The organism is Rheinheimera texasensis DSM 17496 (assembly GCF_000711985.1).
GTDB lineage: Bacteria > Pseudomonadota > Gammaproteobacteria > Enterobacterales > Alteromonadaceae > Pararheinheimera > Pararheinheimera texasensis.
The window spans coordinates 182857-201004 of record NZ_JONU01000007.1 but is presented as its reverse complement, the minus strand read 5'-3'; the positions used below and the strand labels follow the sequence as shown (position 1 = coordinate 201004).

At 43.6% G+C, this 18148-nt stretch carries 11 protein-coding genes and 2 tRNA genes; 11 read left to right on the top strand and 2 right to left on the bottom strand.

Annotation, left to right across the window (positions count from 1 at the left end; all coding sequences use genetic code 11):
- Positions 1-95: 95 nt before the first annotated feature.
- The 11 genes from Q399_RS0101030 to Q399_RS0100980 all read left to right on the top strand — a co-directional run bounded on the left by Q399_RS0101030 (position 96) and on the right by Q399_RS0100980 (position 17226).
- On the top strand, positions 96-1187 hold the full coding sequence (locus Q399_RS0101030; protein WP_031564540.1) for a ComEC/Rec2 family competence protein: 1092 nt from the start codon (positions 96-98) through the stop codon (positions 1185-1187).
- A gap of 2 nt (positions 1188-1189) precedes the next feature.
- Positions 1190-1837 carry a hypothetical protein gene (locus Q399_RS0101025; RefSeq protein ID WP_031564538.1) on the top strand — a complete coding sequence of 216 codons (648 nt, stop codon included), beginning with the start codon at positions 1190-1192 and terminating at the stop codon, positions 1835-1837.
- Between the two features lie 5 nt (positions 1838-1842).
- Positions 1843-2100 (top strand): DUF7004 family protein, encoded by a 258-nt coding sequence (locus Q399_RS0101020; RefSeq protein WP_031564536.1) that lies wholly within the window; start codon positions 1843-1845, stop codon positions 2098-2100.
- A gap of 265 nt (positions 2101-2365) precedes the next feature.
- The gene (locus tag Q399_RS0101015) at positions 2366-5257 is read left to right on the top strand and encodes a UvrD-helicase domain-containing protein (protein ID WP_157836200.1); all 2892 of its coding nucleotides are present in this window, start codon (positions 2366-2368) and stop codon (positions 5255-5257) included.
- Positions 5258-5497: 240 nt separating this feature from the next.
- A complete protein-coding gene (locus Q399_RS0101010) occupies positions 5498-6172 on the top strand; it encodes a vWA domain-containing protein (RefSeq protein ID WP_031564533.1) in 675 nt (224 codons plus the stop codon).
- Between the two features lie 3 nt (positions 6173-6175).
- Positions 6176-6883 carry a PP2C family serine/threonine-protein phosphatase gene (locus Q399_RS21815; RefSeq protein ID WP_084164030.1) on the top strand — a complete coding sequence of 236 codons (708 nt, stop codon included), beginning with the start codon at positions 6176-6178 and terminating at the stop codon, positions 6881-6883.
- Complete coding sequence (locus Q399_RS21305) at positions 6876-8291, top strand: serine/threonine protein kinase (RefSeq protein ID WP_051685643.1); 1416 nt, start codon at positions 6876-6878, stop codon at positions 8289-8291. The genes Q399_RS21815 and Q399_RS21305 overlap by 8 nt, the downstream gene beginning before the upstream one ends.
- A 9-nt stretch (positions 8292-8300) precedes the next feature.
- Positions 8301-11612, top strand: coding sequence for a DEAD/DEAH box helicase (locus Q399_RS0100995; protein WP_031564527.1), 3312 nt, complete (start codon positions 8301-8303; stop codon positions 11610-11612).
- On the top strand, positions 11596-13104 hold the full coding sequence (locus tag Q399_RS0100990) for a hypothetical protein (protein ID WP_031564524.1): 1509 nt from the start codon (positions 11596-11598) through the stop codon (positions 13102-13104). Before Q399_RS0100995 ends, Q399_RS0100990 begins: the two co-directional genes overlap by 17 nt.
- A complete protein-coding gene (locus Q399_RS0100985; RefSeq protein WP_157836199.1) occupies positions 13097-15421 on the top strand; it encodes an AAA family ATPase in 2325 nt (774 codons plus the stop codon). Before Q399_RS0100990 ends, Q399_RS0100985 begins: the two co-directional genes overlap by 8 nt.
- Positions 15421-17226, top strand: a complete 1806-nt coding sequence (locus tag Q399_RS0100980) for a hypothetical protein (RefSeq protein WP_031564519.1) — start codon at positions 15421-15423, stop codon at positions 17224-17226. The genes Q399_RS0100985 and Q399_RS0100980 overlap by 1 nt, the downstream gene beginning before the upstream one ends.
- Positions 17227-17835: 609 nt before the next feature.
- On the opposite strand, the gene Q399_RS0100975 is transcribed toward Q399_RS0100980, so the two are convergent.
- Together Q399_RS0100975 and Q399_RS0100970 are read right to left on the bottom strand one after the other, a co-directional pair.
- A tRNA-Met gene (locus tag Q399_RS0100975) sits at positions 17836-17912 on the bottom strand.
- Between the two features lie 84 nt (positions 17913-17996).
- Positions 17997-18073: transfer RNA gene (locus Q399_RS0100970), tRNA-Met, on the bottom strand.
- Positions 18074-18148 lie beyond the last annotated feature (75 nt).

The following is an 18148-nucleotide window of genomic DNA, read 5'->3' as shown; positions in this document are numbered from 1 at the left end:
GTGTGGCTTCGTATATTATTGATTTATAAGGATTATGCATGCTGGCATAACTCGTGAATTATCTCCTGTGACCAACTTACCACAGGAGATACAAAATGGGTTACGAAGTAGATTTTTTAGGTGTAGGCCGCGAGTCGAAAAGTGGTGATGCTATTGCCATTCGGTTTGGCAATTTGCATGGCCGCCGTGACGAACAAACAGTCGTGGTGATTGATGGCGGTTTTAGCGATACCGGCACCGAATTGGTGGAGCATATCCGCACACACTATGGTACTGATACCGTTGATTTGGTTATTAGTTCCCATCCGGATCAGGACCACATTAATGGCTTGGAAGTGCTCCTCAACGAGCTTGATGTAAAAGAGCTTTGGTTGCATCAGCCATGGCTGCACAACCAGAACTTAGCCGATGAATTTGCTGATGGTCGCTTAACCGATTCAAGCCTGGGCGAGCGCCTAAAGCAAAACTTATGGCGGGCATGGTCGCTTTCCAAACTCGCGAACCGCAAAGGGATTGTGCTGAAAGAGCCATTTGCCGGGCTGATTGATAAATCAGGTTCAGTCAAGGTTTTAGGCCCTAGCCAGTCTTATTACGAGTCCTTGATCCCAGATTTTGATGGTATGCCTGCTCGAGCAGACAAGGGTTCAGTTTCCAATGAAAGTTGGCTGACATCAGCTTTACGACAAGTCACGGAATTTTTTGCAAACTGGGGCGAAGACCATATTTCAGATGATGGCCAAACTTCTGCAAAAAATAATTCGAGTGTGATTACCCAGCTGATCGTCGATGGTCGTCGACTGGTATTTACTGCTGATGCTGGTATTCAGGCTTTAGAGCAAGCCGCTGACCAAATCGATGGGTGTAACTCAGGTGCAGAGTTGAAGCTCATTCAAATTCCACATCATGGTAGCAAGCGTAATATTGGGCCAACTGTCCTAAATCGTTTGATTGGCCCCCCTGTTGAGCACGGTGTTCAACGTGGCGTCACAGCTGTAGCGTCTACTGCGAAAGCTGGCGAACCAAAGCATCCAAGAAAGGCGGTGTTGAATGCTTTTAATCATCGCGGAGCCAGAGTTTTAGTAACACGCGGCGGCTGCATTCTTCATCGCCACAATTCACCGGGGCGGGCAGGTTGGTCGTCATTAGACCCTGAGCCATACCACTTCTCTTATGAAGAGGAGGTATAACCATGGCTTGGATATCACTAAAAACACAGAATTTGCCAGCATTAGCATTGGTCATTATTGCCCAGGTATCGGTTGCATACGCGTTGTCGAACCCTGAATTTAACTGGTCCTCAGTTGAAGTTTTTTCACCGGATACTGTGGTCGTGACCTTGATCATGTTGGCAGCTGCATTGTTCAGTAGCCTGTTGCCTGCGTCGGTAAAGCATCAACTGGTTTATTTGCGACTAAAAAACGCATTGCCTGGGCACCGATTTTTGCAACTTGCTGAACACGACCAGCGCATTGATTTGCTCAGATTGAAGCAAAAAGTAATGCCGCTGATGCAGCTAAATGTGACTGAAGAGCAGCAAAACCGAGTGTGGTACCAACATATCTACCACCCTTATCAAAATGCTCCTTTGGTAAAGGACGCGCATAAAGCGTTTTTACTATGGCGCGACAGTGTGGTGGTATCGCTATTTACTGGGTTGTTGTTGGCGGTTGGCGTGAATACCGTGCCGGCTGTAGCAGAAGTCTTCAGTCAGATGTCGTTTTTAGTTTCGGTGTTCTTTGTATTGGCAACGGGTTGCGCTGCCTACCATAACGGCAAAAGGATGGTTACCAATGCTGTCGTCATGTGGCTTCTTAAACCAGGGGTTTGTCCGCAATAATCGCGATGCACCATGAAACGCCGCATAAAGAGCAGTTTATTCAGATGTTTCTGTACGCTGGTATGGTGGCCGAGGAAAGCAAAGACAAAGCCATTTTGAAAAAGTGTATTAAGCGTCGTGGCGTAAATCAGCGCTGCTCTAGCTCATGCCGCAAAAAATGGCGGCAAATTATTCGCGGCGGAAAAAGTGGTAGTAATTGCAACTCGAGTGTAAGGCGCGAGGCTTTTACAGTTAAGAGATTGCTTTTGAAGGTAAGTGCATAATACGATTCGTTTCTGCTGGTATGAATTAAACCATTGGGCGTTTAGCCAGTTAAAAGCAGATAAGATTTGTCATTAGGCATCAACCGTTGTGTCAGGCAACAGAAAATCTGATTACAATCCTCGAAAATATGCAGCATCTAGCTCCACTCGTGTAGAGTTTACATTGAATGCTTTTAAAGTACTCAATCGAAACCAGCGATATTCTGTTGAATAGAAGTTTCGGTGCCGCGCTTTTCTTTCATCACAATTCAAAAGTAGTCGTTCATTGTTAAAGCTAACTATTTCCCCTTATTGGTTACTCCGTTTGTTCGGCGTTAAACCGGTCTTTATCGAACAAACTGCAAGTGGCCTGGTGCTAAAAGATAGTGTTGGCGAGAGCTGGCAGTTGTTGCCTGACACGCTGTCGGATGATGCCGCTTTTCAGCAAGGTCACTTTTTTGCCAGCCTACGTTTTAAAACAGATCGAGGCGATTTTAAGTTGGCTTGGTTAACTGTGAAAAAATGCTGGCCACAGTTTCTGCTGTTAAAAACATGCTGGTTGAAACAGTTAGAACCTGATGTGCTTAAAGCAATAGCCACCATCGATCAGCAGATGAAGACAGGCTATCCGCGTCAATCTAAGTTGATGCTGGTGCAAAAGCTCGCACGTGTGCAACAGCAGCGCTTTGGTAAAGTCCCGTTGCCAGAGCTGTGCTCAAATATTGATGTGAAAAATTTCGAGCTGATAAGCCAAGTTGCGGCCTGGTCTGAAGCTGATTATCAGTTACTACGGAAAAAGTATGTTAGTTACCAGCTTGGGCGTTTTCAGAGTTATTTTGATCAGGTCGAAAGCAAGCCACTGACATCAAAGCAGCGGGAAGCTTGTGTTATTGATGAGGATAACAACTTAGTATTGGCAGGAGCAGGGACAGGTAAAACCAGCACTATGGTGGGGCGTGCCGGCTTTTTGCTACAAAGCAGCCAGGCACGGCCTGACCAAATTCTGATGCTGGCTTTTGCCAATAAAGCCGCCGCGGAGATGCAGGAGCGTATCGAAAAACGGCTGGGTGATTGTGGCATTACCGCCAGTACTTTTCACAAAGTAGGCAAAGACATTATTGTGGCAGTGGAGGGAAAGCAGCCATCACTTTCGCCACTCGTTGAAGATCAAAAGGGGCTGGCGGCTCAGGTCAATCGGTGGTTTGAAGCGCATCTGACAACACCCGTTTATCAGCAATTGGTGTTGCAATATTTTCGAGACTATTTATACCCGGTCGCCAACCCGTTCGAATTTAACAGTGAAGGCGCCTATTTTGACTTTTTAACAGCCAATGACATCCGCACTTTAAAAGGTGAATTGGTAAAAAGTTACGGTGAATGTCTCGTTGCCAATCATCTGTTCAGATTGGGCATTGAGTATATTTACGAAGCTGATTACGAACTACCTACTGCAACTGTGTTTCACCGGCAATATCGACCCGATTTTTATCTGCCGGAACATGGCGTGTATATCGAATACTTTGGCACGGATCGGCTTGGCAATACGGCACCCTATATAGACGCACAGAAGTATCAAGAAGGGATGGCGTGGAAGCGGCAGTTGCATAAAACCAATGGTACAAGGTTGATTGAGCTGTTTCACTATGACCAAACTGAAGGTCGTTTATACCAAAAGATTGAACAGCAACTAAAAAAATTTGGTATTGCTGCCGAGCCGCTACCCGCAGAAGCTTTGCTCGAAAGTTTACGCGAATTTGGTGCTATCAGTGCGTTTGCGGCGCTACTTAGTGAATTGTTGCAGCGATATCGGGCGAATTGCTATGCCCCGGGACAGTTGGATCATGCAATAACGGGGCGCGAAAACGAAGCTCAATTACGGGCTGCCATGACATTACTGCTGCCAGTGGTTGATGATTATGTGGCCCATTTAAACAAGCATCAGCATATCGACTTTGACGATATGATTGGCAAGGCTATCCATTACGTTCAAACAAAACAGTTCAAAAGCCAATGGTGTTTTATCTTGGTCGATGAGTTTCAGGATATTTCAGATGCCCGTGCACGTTTGATCAAAGCACTTCGCGATAGTGTGCAAGGTGCATCTTTGTTCTGCGTTGGTGATGATTGGCAGGCAATTTATCGGTTTACCGGTAGCGACTTAAGTTTTACCACGGCATTTCGTGATCATTTTGGTGCGACACAAACGACGGCACTTGATTTAACCTTTCGTTTTAACAGCAGCATCAGCGAAGTAGCTTCACGCTTTGTATTGCAAAATCCTCAACAAGTAACCAAACAACTCAACACCTTGCGCCAGGCGATAAAGCCTGAAATTTCATTGTTGCGTGCTGATAACAGGCAAGATAAACCGAATTGCCAAACGACTAAGGAAGCAAGTCGTCTCGAACAAGTGCTTGTGAAGATTGCAGGGCTTGCAGCCTCAGGAAGCAGCGTATATTTGCTGGCTCGCTATGGTTTTGTTTTGCCAGATAAGAGCGAGTTAAAGCGACTAAATCTGTGTTTTCCAACCATCCAGATCGATGCTCTCACCATTCATGCTTCAAAAGGTAAAGAAGCAGACTATGTAGTGCTCCTCGGTTTGGAAAAAGGAAAACATGGCTTTCCTTCAGAAAAACAGATGCATCCACTGTTAGATGCATTATTGCCGGCGGCTGAGGCACATCCGTATGCCGAAGAACGTCGCTTACTTTACGTTGCAATTACTCGCGCGCGTCATCGCGTATACCTGATAGCCGATATGGCTGTCGCATCTGAGTTCGTGATTGAACTGATCGACCAACAGTATCCTGTTGAATTGAATGAGTTTCCGACTTCGTTATCCCAGCAGTTGTTTCAGCTTATTCACTGCAGCAAATGTAAAACCGGCACTTTAATTGGCCGAAATAGCGCGCATGGCGCATTTTATGGCTGTTCTAAATTTCCGCTTTGCAATCATAAAGAACGTGGTTGCCAAGGATGCGGATCGCCAATGAAGCGCGAGGGCCGGTTCAAAATTTGTATAAACCCAGCCTGTGAACGTTGGACACCGACTTGCCCGAAATGTGGTGCGGAAATGGTGTTGCGTGATGGTCGTTTTGGTCCATTCTGGGGCTGCCGTAATTATCGCAAGGAAGTCCTTGGATGTGGGCATACTGAAAATCAGATAGTGTTTAATTAGCTTCCAAAAATGTTAATAGCTTTCTATAAGCGCTAGTAAACATGCTTTTTGAGAAAGTTTGAGGATCCAGTGTATGCTCATCTATATATAAAGATAATTACTGAACTATAAATAAAATTACCATTATTTATAGTTCCTTTTGCTGGTACAGTCTCTAATTGCATGATATTAATAGGTATTACTTTATGGCATAACTCTTGATATGTCATCTGGATGTTTTTAAATAAGGAAATTAGTTGTATGAGTATTAATGATTTCGTCGCCAAAGCCGCTCGGCCTTTACCGGTTATCATTCTGGCAGATGTCAGTGGCAGCATGGGTGTAGATGGTAAAATCGAGGCGCTAAATCAAGCTCTAAAAGATATGATTGAGAGCTTTGCGCAAGAAGGCCGTATGAATGCGGAAATTCACCTTGGTTTGATAACCTTCGGTGATAGGGTTACTCAGCACTTGCCTTTATCGCCTGCTCATCAAATTAAGGCATTTAGCCGTCTTAATGCATCCGGTCCTACCCCAATGGGCGCAGCTTTTGATATGGTTAGTCAGCTGCTTGAAGACAAAGAGCTGATCCCATCACGTGCTTATCGTCCTGTTGTGATTATAGTTTCCGACGGTCTTCCGACTGACGATATTACACAGCCGCTTTCACGGCTTAGATCTGGCGAACGTTCCCAAAAAGCAACACGATTGGCATTAGCCATCGGTTCAGATGCTGATCTTAGTTACCTAAAAACATTTAGTAACGACCCAGAAGCACCATTGTTTCAAGCAAACGATGCGCGTGACATTCGTAATTTCTTCCGTGCAGTGACCATGAGTGTTAGCGCGCGTTCCCGAAGTGCCAAGCCTAATGAATCGGTAAAAATTGAGTATTTACCTGAGGACGATGACGATCTGCTTGAACTAGGTTTCTAGAGTGTGAAGCCGCGTTTCTATCAGTGTTCCGTTATTGGGCCAGCCCACATTCGTGACCTCTTACCAAACCAAGATTACTTGTTGGCCAAGTGTTGGGAGCGGCGATGGGTTGCTGTTGTTTGTGATGGCATGGGCTCTCGTTCACATTCAGATATTGGGTCGCGAGAAGCTGCGAAAGCTGCGATATATAGCGTCCAAAATAACGATTTTAATTCTGATGATAAAACCATAGTCCAGGCGCTTTATTTGAATTGGCTAGCACGGTTAAAAACGTTAAACGTTGAACCTAAAGACGCAGTTACAACTTGTATCTTAGTTTGGGGAACTGCTGACGGACGCTTTCGTTATGCCCATTTAGGTGATGGCATGATTGCTTCACCCAAATCGTTACTCTCAAATGCCAACACAACAGGTTTTAGTAATGAAACGACAGGATTAGGTCTGTCTCGCCATTTATCTGATTGGCGTTTGGGGTCTGGATACATTCAAGATCATGGAAATCGTTTGTTATTAATGACTGATGGCATCAGTGAAGATTTGTTGGATCCCACCGCCTTTAGTCAGTATGTGACGGATGTATTACTTAAAAAAAGTCGGCGGCAAGGTAAGTGTTGGCTAAAACGTCAACTCAATAACTGGCCGACACCCGGACATAGTGATGACAAAACACTGATAGCGGTATGTTTACCGCAAGGATTTATCAATGAGTGAACAATCCGTATCCACAAAGAATAAACCAAAAGCCTTACCAAAGAAGCGAATTGTTCAGGACCAATATGGTGCTGAGTACGATTGTTTAGAACTATTGGGGGAAGGTGGGCAGGGAAAGGTTTGGAAGACTAACCATAAAAACACTTTAGTTAAAACCTTTTATAAGAAAGATATAAATAAGCAAGAACAATGGTTTAACCATATTCAGTGGGTTCTACGTCAGGATCTGGATGGTCTGGCAATTGCGGCGCCCAAGGCATTAATTAATAAACCTGTGCCAGGTTATGTGATGGAGTTAATGGACGGACTCCATTCATTAACTAGTGAAATGGAGCGAAGTTTTGTTGCCTTAGTTGAAGGTAAAGGTCTCCAAGGATTCTTACAAACCGGTGGATTAAAAAGACGTTTACAAATGTTGGCTCAACTTGCTGATACTCTCTCTCAACTTCATGCGCGGGGAATGGCGTATGGTGATCTATCCCCGAGTAACATCTTCGTCTCTGAAAACGTCAATGATGCGCGGGTATGGCTTATTGATTGCGACAATATTTGTATCAGTGAACGTACAAGTTCTATGCATCTCTACTCACCAGGTTTTGGCGCGCCAGAGGTCGTTCGGGGCGAATCAGGTGTCAATAGTCTTACTGATGCTTGGTCCTTTGCAGTGATTGCATATCAATTGCTGACTATGCAACATCCGTTGATAGGGATGTTGGTAGAGGATGGAGAGCCAGAGTTACAGGAACAAGCTTATCGTGGTGAATTGCCGTGGGTTGGTGATAGTTCTGATGATTGTAATGTGGCCACCGGCGGGATCCCGTTAGAGATGGTTGCATCGAAAAAATTACAGTCGTTATTCCAACGATGTTTCGAGCAAGGTAAAAACTGTTCATGGGAACGACCAACTATAACCGAATGGCGCAGCACTGTTGATGAAACCATATCGCAGTTATTAGATTGCCATAATCCCAAATGTCGCAGTACGTTTAATCGAAATAGTGCTTGTCCATTTTGTAAAACCGAAGCGAATCCGCAAGATTCAGTGTTGTTAACCGCACTTGTATACACTACAGATCCGAATATTGAAAAAAAATATCTGAAGACTGGTTTTGGTCAAGTAGTTAATTTAAATGAGGTAATGCCTCTTAAGCGAGTACCCGCAGGTACACAACTCTACCGAGAATCGAGCGAGGTGGGACAAATCCGTTTTGACGAAAATGGTTTTGCCTTAAAAGTTATTCCGGGTCACAAAATAATCTTGCTCACTGATGGTAAAGAACAAGAAATTACGAGGGGAGTATTACTGAGCCCTGACATCAAACGAGGAAAAACCTACTTTGTACATTTGACACCCCCCATCCCTTCAGATGATGTGACGACTCACCCGGTTTGGGCTTTTCGTTGGTAAGGGAATGATATGAAGTTAAAGGATTTTCGTTATTTCGACAAAGAACTGCATTGCGTCAACTTCATTGATGCTAATTCTGCAGCGTTAAAGTGGGAAGTCGGGCATGCAATTCAAGTTGTAAGCGAGAGTGGAAACTTAGTTGTTGCTCAGCGTGGTCAGATTGCTCTGGTAAATCCAAAAGATTTGAAAACTGCAGATTTGGCTTCTGCTCAACCTGGGTTGTGGCGTCTGGCGCAAAAAGGCGCTGATCATCTGCATCTTGAATATGTTGGCTTTACGACCAAACTGCCGCTAGATCTAAAAATTGCTGTGGATTCATATATAGCGACGCAACTCTATCAGGACCAATTAATAGCCAGTAATAGCATCACTCAGGCTGCTGCCTGGTTGAAGCAAGCATTTGTTCTTGAACTGGAAGAGCCATTGTTAATCGCTCAATATTATAGGCAACAATCTCAATTAGACTTTAAAGTCATTGGTAAAGATCATGCGTTGTCTGTGGTAAATGAACAGGGTGTTTGGAAAGCGAAGAGGCTGACTAAATTACGTCGAGAAACTGATGATTTTATAGCAATCGTCGGCAACGTCGATTTTGTTGATGGTTCCTCGGCTGCATTATTAAAAGCGAGTGCAATAGACTTATTAGAACAGCATATTAACGATACGGGTAGCTACCTAAGTCTTTGGGAGTCATACAGCCAGCTTCAGTGGCAGCAAGCGACTAGAACTGCCAAAGCATTGGGATATGTTAGTTACTCCGAACCTAAGCATACTGGTGGTGAAACGCCTCGGTTTAGGTTGCACTTGAGTCATGGCCAATCAGATGCTTTTGCAGAAAGAATAAATAATCTGCAAAAGAACGATGATCTCAGTATTCAAGATCTGACCTTTGAAATTTCTGAGGAAGTTCCTGAGTGGCTCTCAGATATATCAGGCTCATTTAAAAAAGTACCAGATGGGCGTCGGCCACTGTTAGCAAGAAATCTTAAGTTTTTTCCGACCTATGTTGACGTTGATTTAAGTCAGCATGTTCCACCGCGTAAAGGCGTTATGTTTCTTTCCATTCAAGGGGATAAAACAGCAAACGATCGTCGGGAACGAGCTTATACGGCGATAAAGACGCATCACAATCCAATGCCGCAACTACGGATGATTTTCGAGGGCTTAGAGCCGCCTGTTGAACGAAAATCAAAATTAAGAGCAATTTCGCCAAAAGCTAAGCAGCGCTTTAAAGGTGAACCGACGATTCGTCAGAAAAAGGCATTGGAGATTGCGCTCAACACGCCAGATGTTGCTTTGATTATTGGTCCACCTGGTACCGGTAAAACGCAAGTGATTGCGGCCTTACAACAACGTATCGCTGAAGAGTTTTCTGCCGGCGAATCATTAAGTCATCAAGTCCTACTGACAAGTTTTCAGCATGATGCCGTTGATAATGTTATTGAACGTTCTGGGGTATTTGGGCTGCCTGCGATTAAGGTTGGCAGTAGACGGTTTGGTAATGATAGTTCTGAATTAATGGTGACAAAGTGGCGCTTGAATAAATTACTTGAGTTAAAGCCAGCACTTGAATTGGAAATGCGCACCTGGCCAGTGTTTGTCCTGTTTGAAAAAATCAAAAAAGCGATGCTGCAGTTAAGAATTGCAAGGGAACCAAGTGCAAGAAAAGTGATTTCAAATGAAATACAAGAACAGCTGAACGAGTTTTCTCAGTTACATGGTATGCCTCTGTCTCACGAGTTGAACGACGCTTGGCTGAGCACATATGACAATCTGAATAAAAATGCGTCGTTCAATTTATCAAATAGTATTCGCCGACAATTGCTTCAAAAAGTTCGTGGAATTCGTTCTGAGCAAGTGGCTTTTAATGACGACGGCTTTGAACGACTTAAAGATTTTTTAAGCTTTTGCGAAAATGTAGCTGACTTGAACGCGGATCCTTTAGTCAGTCAATTCAAGCAACTGTTTATTGCATTGAATGATCTAAAAGGGCCATCAGAAAGTCAGCTTCAGAAACTAGGCGAGCTAAAACACCAAATGATAGATTTGGTGCGCCCTGACTATAGACCATTCTTACTCCGTTCCTACATATCAGAAGCCGATTGCAACACATTAGACATACTGGAGCGAGAGTTATACGAATCAATTGCAAACTCGCGAACACTAGGGCCACTGCTCGCTCGGCATGATTATGTTAAAGCGTTGGAGGAGAGAGCTTTGGATGTTGAAGATAGTATTAAAGATTACGTAACGGTAATTGGCGCTACATGCCAGCAGTCTGATAGTGATCAAATGGCAAACATCAAGGAAAACTCCGAGCGCCTTGGTATTTCATTTAATACGGTGATTGTCGATGAGGCCGCTAGAGCCGCGCCACTCGATTTAATGATCCCAATGTCTATGGCAAAGACTCGTATTGTTTTGGTCGGTGATCATCTCCAGCTTCCTCACATGCTCGAACCTCGAGTGGAAAAAGAACTTCAAGAACAGCAAGAACTTGATTTAGTTCGGAGCGAGCTGTTACGTATCAGTTTGTTCGAGTATCTGCATCGACAATTTAAGAAGATGCATGAAAAAGGTGGACCTGAGCGTGTGGTGATGCTCGACACTCAATTTCGGATGCATCCAGAGCTTGGTAGCTTTGTCAGTCGAGAGTTTTATGAGCGGCAAGGCTTCGAACCAATCAACGCAGGGTTAGAGGCGGATGATTTCGTGCACCAGATAGATGGCTATAAAGGATGTCACTCAGCTTGGATTGATATCTCAAAAGAGCAAGGGATTGAGAAAAAAAGTAATGGCAGTCGAGTGCGCTTAGCAGAAGCGAAACGGTGTGCATTGGAAGCTTTTAAAATCCTTCATGATCAGGCTGATTTGAGTGTGGGTGTAATCACATTTTATAGCGCCCAACGCGATGCAATTTATCAGGAACTAGAGACCTTAGGTTGTGCAATACACTCAGACGATAGCTGGCAAATAGCTGAGAATTTCCGTTTAACAAAAACCGGGGAAGAACGTCTTCGAGTTGGTTCTGTCGATGCTTTTCAAGGCAAGGAGTTTGACGTTGTCATTCTTTCCGTCGTAAGAACCTGGGATTCTGAGATTGAAATGACCGAAGAAATGGTAAATAAGAAACTTGGTTTTTTAAGGCTTGCAAACAGGATCAACGTTGCAATGAGCCGCCAAAAAAGATTGCTTATTGTGGTGGGGGACAAAGAGCTGGGTAACATAAACATCGGGAATTTTGAGGATGGTATGCCTTTACTTCCAGGGTTTCCTGCATTTTACAAACTCTGTGAGGGACCACATGGCAAAGTTTTCTGATGATGTTATCTGCTTTGTTAAACAAGCGCCTGTTAATGAGCTGCGGGCAGTTAGGGCAGTACTTTTACCCATTTATGTGTGGCAGGTCTATGGGCCAGATTTAAAAGTAAAGCGAGCTAATGTTTTTGAGAGAGCTTTGCTTTCACAACTATCTATGAATAGAGGAAAGGGCATTGATTCCCAGCGGGTCGAGGAACTTGCAAAGTGGCACGGTTTAGAGCCTGAGCTTGTCAGTTTTATCATTAATCAACAGTTGATACCCAAAGGCTGGATTGATCGAAAGACGGGGACTCTCACTAAAGACGGCATTGATATGCTTAACAATGATGTTTCCGGAGCTAGCAGTTTAAGAACAGGTTACGTTTTTCAGGATGCTATTAAAGGAGACTTTTTACCAAGGTACAGTAATTCGCTTGATATGATTGAGCCTGTTTCAGAGTCAAATACTCAGCCTGAGTTTTCTATGTCTAAATCTTCAACTAGATTATGGCAGCCGATGATTCTGCCAGATCGTGTCAGGCCATTTGAACCAAATCATGAAACGCTTAAAAATATCATGTCCTCCACCCATGCTGCGCAGCGTAATGCGCGTTCAATGGGTTCAAAAGAAAACTTTGATTCAATCTCTCAGATGGATGTTTTGAGGCTGTCAGATAAAGAACCATTCCCAGCATTGTTATGGGCGTGGGTGTATTCCGATGTCGGATTGGAAGAGCTATGGGGAGCATCGGATCCATTTGGTCTTCACCATGATGTGGTATGGATGCGGGAAAAGATCCGTGATCTATGTTCATCTGTGCCAAAACTATCTAAGGAAGTCGCGAGTCTGATTGGTGGTAAAACTGAAGGAGAGTTTACTTCGTTAGAGGATGCCGTTGCCGCTCGTGAGGAACAGGTCAAATTAGAGGTATTAGCTGAGTTTAATAAAGCAGATTTAGTTGATGGTTTAGTTGGTTTACTCAACGGTTGGACAAGCCGAAAACTAGATGTTGAAACTTCAGAGTCCGAAAACAGATACCACGACTATCGTGATTTGATTACTCAAAGTTCAGGAGTTATCGAGCACTGTCTTCGTTATTGTTTGCAAAAATTCCCACTAAAAAACATTCATATCTTTCCAAGAACGATCGAAAAATCAGATATTGAAAAAATCTTGCGGGCAACCTCGCCATTTTTGACAAAAACACAGGTGCATGAGGTCATTCAAGTCAAACCGACAGGCCTTTTCAGTACCGCACGCAATAAACAAGGTTCATTCCGTTTATGTATGGCGGTATGTTTAATGTCTATGCCAGATTATCCTAATCATCCGCTTAGACAATTCGTTACCAACGAATCAAATTTTCTTGCTGCCTACCTGCTATCACATTGGCGCGACAGTGCAGCCCACGCAGATAGCCGAGCTGATAATTCCAAAAATACAGCATTACAGGCTGCAACGATAACTACTTATTTTTTAAATACATTTTTCGAAGGATTGGACCGTGGTTAAACGACACAAACAAGCTGGTATTCCGGCACCATACATGACACCGAAGTCATCAAAAACTGCTATGGGCGAAAAGATTGAAGCCGTGACCGGAATTAAGCCGGACAATTCTGTTTTGAGTGCGTTAGAAAAAGACCAAACTGAAAATTTGCATCAACTAGTCGATCAACTCACCGAATCTAAAAAACATTATGAAGCCGAACTTCAAGCGATTACTGAAGCCCGAGCTCAGGCTGATATCTTAAAAGCTTCGCTCGATGCTGAAAAATTAAAATTAGAGGCTTTAATTTCTGAACACAATCAAAGTAGTAAAGAGACCCAAGAGATTCGGGCAGCTTTGTTGAAAAAGGAAAAAGATCTTCTTAGAAAAGCGGAAGAACTTTTAGCCCGAGAAGCTGAAGCCGAAGCTGGTTTTATTACTCAACATAGTCAATCCCTTGCAATCTTGACAGCAGAATTGTCAAAAGTTCGTGCAGATCACATGCAGTCGTTGGCAAAAAGTCAGAGCGAGTTTTTGCAAGCCGCAAATATGGAAGAAGAGCAACTCAGATCTCTGTCTGCGGATTTTTTGGCAGCATCCCAGACAATTCAACAGACCAAATTTGAACTAGAGAAAGCCAAAGCAGAGCTGATATCGCACGAAGCAGAACTATCGGCGAAAGAGTCGCTTCTTGAAACAACAGTTCAAACAAGGAAAGCTCAGCTTGAGCAGCAATTTAGTCAGCAGATCGCAGAATTAGAATCTGAAATTGGTCGATTAAAAAGTTACCGAAAACGTGACGAAGTTAATGTGCTCGATTTGAAGACGCGACTAATGGATTTCTCTGAGTTGGAAAGAGCACTCAAGCAAAAAGGTATGGAGTCAGCTGAGGAGCTTTTACTTCATGTAGAAAAAATTGAATCAGCAATGAGAGAGTACCGGCAAAAACTTTCTGGACGTCCTGTTGAAGATTTAGAGGATGAAGTCGAACATCTAAGAGATTTAAATCGTTCATTCGAAGAGCAACTTCGAGACGCAAAGCAAGAGCTAAATGAGGCAAATGCAGAGCGTCATAAAAGAGCCATTGGCATTATGGAACGCGAAAATTTGATGATGAAAAATCGCGTCCTCCAGCAGCATAACGATGCAATTTCAATTGCGACCGCGCAATTAAAGCAAGAAATTGATGAGTTAAAAGATCGACAACAAGGGCAGGCTGTCTTCCCCGCGTTAACTCGGATGGACACGATATATAACGAAAGCCCTTCAACACAACCTGTAGGCTCACTTACTGAATTTGTCGACGAACTTCAGTTAAGAATTTTCCGAAGCGACCGCAATAACCCTCTGTACTTTGACAAAGAAACGCTACAGTTATTTTTGGGTGGCTTGGCGATGAGCCAGCTACATATCTTTCAAGGGATCTCCGGTACAGGAAAAACGACTTTAGCTAAAGCGTTCGCGAGTGCGGTTGGTGGACATTGCACAGTGGTTCCAGTCCAGGCTGGGTGGCGAGATCGAGATGACCTTGTCGGGCACTACAATGCCTTTGAAAAGCGATATTACGAAAAAGAGTGTTTACAGGCTCTCTATCGTGCCCAAACGCCAACATATCAAGACCGTTTAAATATTATTCTCCTTGACGAAATGAACCTCTCACGGCCAGAACAATATTTTGCTGAGTTTCTTTCGGCGATGGAATTGTCTGGTGAGGATAGACAGGTTGTTTTGATGGAGGATTCGCCGGCAAAAACACCTCGGTATTTAAGAGAGGGGCGCAAGATACCCGTGGCAGATAACGTATGGTTCATCGGTACCGCAAACCATGATGAAACTACGTTCGAGTTTGCGGATAAAACACAAGACCGAAGCTTTGTATTAGAGTTAGGACGAAACTGCATGCAGCAATTACCGTCAACACTTAAAAGACAAGTTATTTATAGCGTTTCATCACTTCGAGTCAGTTTCCAAAGTGCAATCACCTCTCATCGTGCCGAAGTAGATAACGTTTTCAAGACTCTTTATGAGCATGAGCTGACTACTGTTTTGGAAAAAAGATTTGGTATCGGCTGGGGAAACCGCTTGGAGCGCCAAGCTAGGCAATTTTTACCCGTCGTTGTTGCTGCGGGAGGCTCAATGAGCCAAGCGTTGGATCATCTTTTGTCTGTTCGGCTATTCCGAGACGGTAAAATAACTGGACGATACGACACAAAACCTGAGCATTTATCAGAACTCCAGGGGAATCTAAATAGTGTTTGGGAGCGGTTATTTAAAGCAGATATGGCTTTCAAATGTGAAGATCGAATTGAAAGGGAATTAGAGCGAAAGGAAATCGCGTGATGCTGCGACTTCGTGATTGTGTGACTGGTGTTATTGTTGAACACAATTCTATTATCCCGGTTTCTTCAGGGCGTTTTGCGCTGGTTGATGAAACATCTTTGGCGCTGCATGGTAAATGGCCTGCAGGAACAATCCTACTTGATGATGGCCGAGGCTTCTTAGATACAGCAACTACCACTGTTAAATTCGTTTCAACCAAGCTTGATAGCAGACAATTGGCAAAAAGAGAGTTAGCTCTAATCGCACTCGAGAATATAAGAGCACATGGTGATATTTATAGAGCTGAAAATTTGGTTTCGCCCGTTATCCCTGCTGAAATTGCAAAAAGTTTAGAGCCATCTGAATTACAGATGGCTTTAACCCGTGTCCTTAGCTTGGGTCATCTGCAGATTGTCGCTAAGTCGCCACGTATAACTATGCGATATGACGAAGAGCTTTTACCTGTGTCTAGAGTGAAGCGAACAGCAAGTAATTATCAACGCCATCTGGCTGCACATTCGGAGTGTTGGCAGCAGCGGACTTTCACTGGAATAGTACCCAATAAACTTAAGGCGAAGATCAGCGAGGATGAAGTCCACATTTACGAAAATCGCGTTTTCGCGAGACTTGTCGACCACTTAGAACGATACATTAGAAACCTCATCGCACGGTTTTCTGAACTTGATGAAGCTCTTCGCCAAGGATTGGAACTAGATGGAAGTGCTTCCCTTCATCGGAGTTTGAGAAATTCAGTTTGTGAAACATGGGGCGAATCTTTTAAGCAGGGCGAAGCCGAAAAAATAAAACAGCTGTCTGAAACCCAATTAAACAGCTTGGAAGAACAACTAACAAAAATCCTCCAGCTAAAACAAACGGAAACATATCGCTGTATTCCGAGAGATGCCGCAGTTCCTCTGGTATTGAAAAATACAAACATTTTGCATAATGATCAGCACTACACAGAAGTGCGCCAACTCTGGGAGTTATGGGTAAAGGAAATAGCTTCTAGATCTAAAGATTACGTACAGATTTTTCAACAACGTCAATTCCAAGTCGAATGTTATCAACATTTTATCGGTTTGCTTCTGCTGCGCGCACATACAAAAATGGGCTGGAAGATATCGTTTCGGTCAGATAATAACTGGGTTTTAACTCATCCTTCCGGAATTGAAGGGGAATTAAGTTTATGTGGTGGAGATTGGCACCTATCTAGTCAAAATTCTGGTTTTGTCGGAGAAATTGTATTCGTACCGTTGATTGAATCCCCAGTGGAACTGAGATCTGTGCCTGGGCGAATTTTGTGTTGTCTGAATTGGAAAGGTGATTCAGAAGGAATTATTAATTGTTCTCCAGACAACCTGTTTTCTGAAGAATCGGTAATCGTGCTCGTTCAAAGATGGTGGATGACGCTTTTTGCATCAGTGTATGGTGAGGCGCCTTCAAACTTACCAAATGCCATACTTGCAAAGTGGCCGCAGTTGCATACGCGCGGAGTATTTTATGCTTTGGATAACGAAGGCTTCAACATTAATCGTTGGATTGATAGTTTTCATTTAGCGCCTAAGAATAAAGCAGCTGTTTTGAAGAGCTATTTTTCTGCTGAAGTTATGAAGTTTTGTCCATGCTGTGGATGTAAAGCGACTAAATCCAACTTAATTGTTCGAAATGAAAAAGGTTTGAAAGCAAACTGCGAGTTGTGCTCAGCCGCCTGGCAAATCCGTTACAACGGATCTGAATGGATTTACGAAATTGGCAGTGAGATAAAAGGAGGCCAACCAGGCCGTTGGCGTCAAACAATACACCTACTTTCGCAAAGTTTTGTTTAAAGGGAAAAAATCTAACTCAGAAATTCGTAGGTGAATTAGCCTCTACTCGATCTGATACAAAGTTTTTAAAAGATTGGAGTTACCAGTTTTGATTGTGGGTGTCGAATCCCTAATCAAAACCAAAAAGGTAACTCCCATGCTCCTTAATAAGGAACATCAAACACAAGACTTATCGACGCTAGCATTGGCATCGCACGAACAAAATGTTGAATTAGATCCAAACATGACTTTTTCCGCAGTCCGCCTTTACATTAACGACATCTAATGTTGTCACAGAAATCGAATTCGGCAATTCGAAAATTCAAAGCAACCCCAGCTGGTAACTTATTCATTTCATTATTGAAAAAGCGCTTAAACCTGGCTCAATTTAATGGCATATAAGGTCATTTAACATCGATGCTGGTCACAGAATTTTGTGACACGGCTTTTTGCTGGGGATAAAAACCCGAAGGTCAAAAATATGACTTTTTAGGAACGGAAAATCTGGAAAAATTGCAGGTCGAAATAAATTTTTGTCACAGATTGGTCACAGCGTAGCTATTTTGGAAAAAGAAAAATCCCCAATAAAGGGAACTCTATATTTATCAATGGATTATAAAAACGTGAAATTGGTTGCGGGAGCCGGATTTGAACCGACGACCTTCGGGTTATGAGCCCGACGAGCTACCAGGCTGCTCCATCCCGCGACCGTGCGTTATCCCTGAGCAGGTGAGATAACTAGTTGATATGCAAGACGTTAATTGATGACCTTCGGAAAAACAAGTCACAATTGGTTGCGGGAGCCGGATTTGAACCGACGACCTTCGGGTTATGAGCCCGACGAGCTACCAGGCTGCTCCATCCCGCGTCCGTCATTGCGGGGCGCATCTTATTGCTTTTAGAATTCGATAGCAAGCAACAATTTGCAGAATTACAACCGCGA

Excerpts from the sequence above, each read along its gene's own strand:
- Q399_RS0101030 (WP_031564540.1), top strand. The coding sequence starts at position 96 with ATGGGTTACGAAGTAGATTTTTTAGGTGTAGGCCGCGAGTCGAAAAGT.
- Q399_RS0101025 (WP_031564538.1), top strand. The coding sequence starts at position 1,190 with ATGGCTTGGATATCACTAAAAACACAGAATTTGCCAGCATTAGCATTG.
- Q399_RS0101020 (WP_031564536.1), top strand. The coding sequence starts at position 1,843 with ATGCACCATGAAACGCCGCATAAAGAGCAGTTTATTCAGATGTTTCTG.
- Q399_RS0101010 (WP_031564533.1), top strand. The coding sequence starts at position 5,498 with ATGAGTATTAATGATTTCGTCGCCAAAGCCGCTCGGCCTTTACCGGTT.
- Q399_RS21305 (WP_051685643.1), top strand. The coding sequence starts at position 6,876 with ATGAGTGAACAATCCGTATCCACAAAGAATAAACCAAAAGCCTTACCA.
- Q399_RS0100995 (WP_031564527.1), top strand. The coding sequence starts at position 8,301 with ATGAAGTTAAAGGATTTTCGTTATTTCGACAAAGAACTGCATTGCGTC.
- Q399_RS0100990 (WP_031564524.1), top strand. The coding sequence starts at position 11,596 with ATGGCAAAGTTTTCTGATGATGTTATCTGCTTTGTTAAACAAGCGCCT.
- Q399_RS0100980 (WP_031564519.1), top strand. The coding sequence starts at position 15,421 with ATGCTGCGACTTCGTGATTGTGTGACTGGTGTTATTGTTGAACACAAT.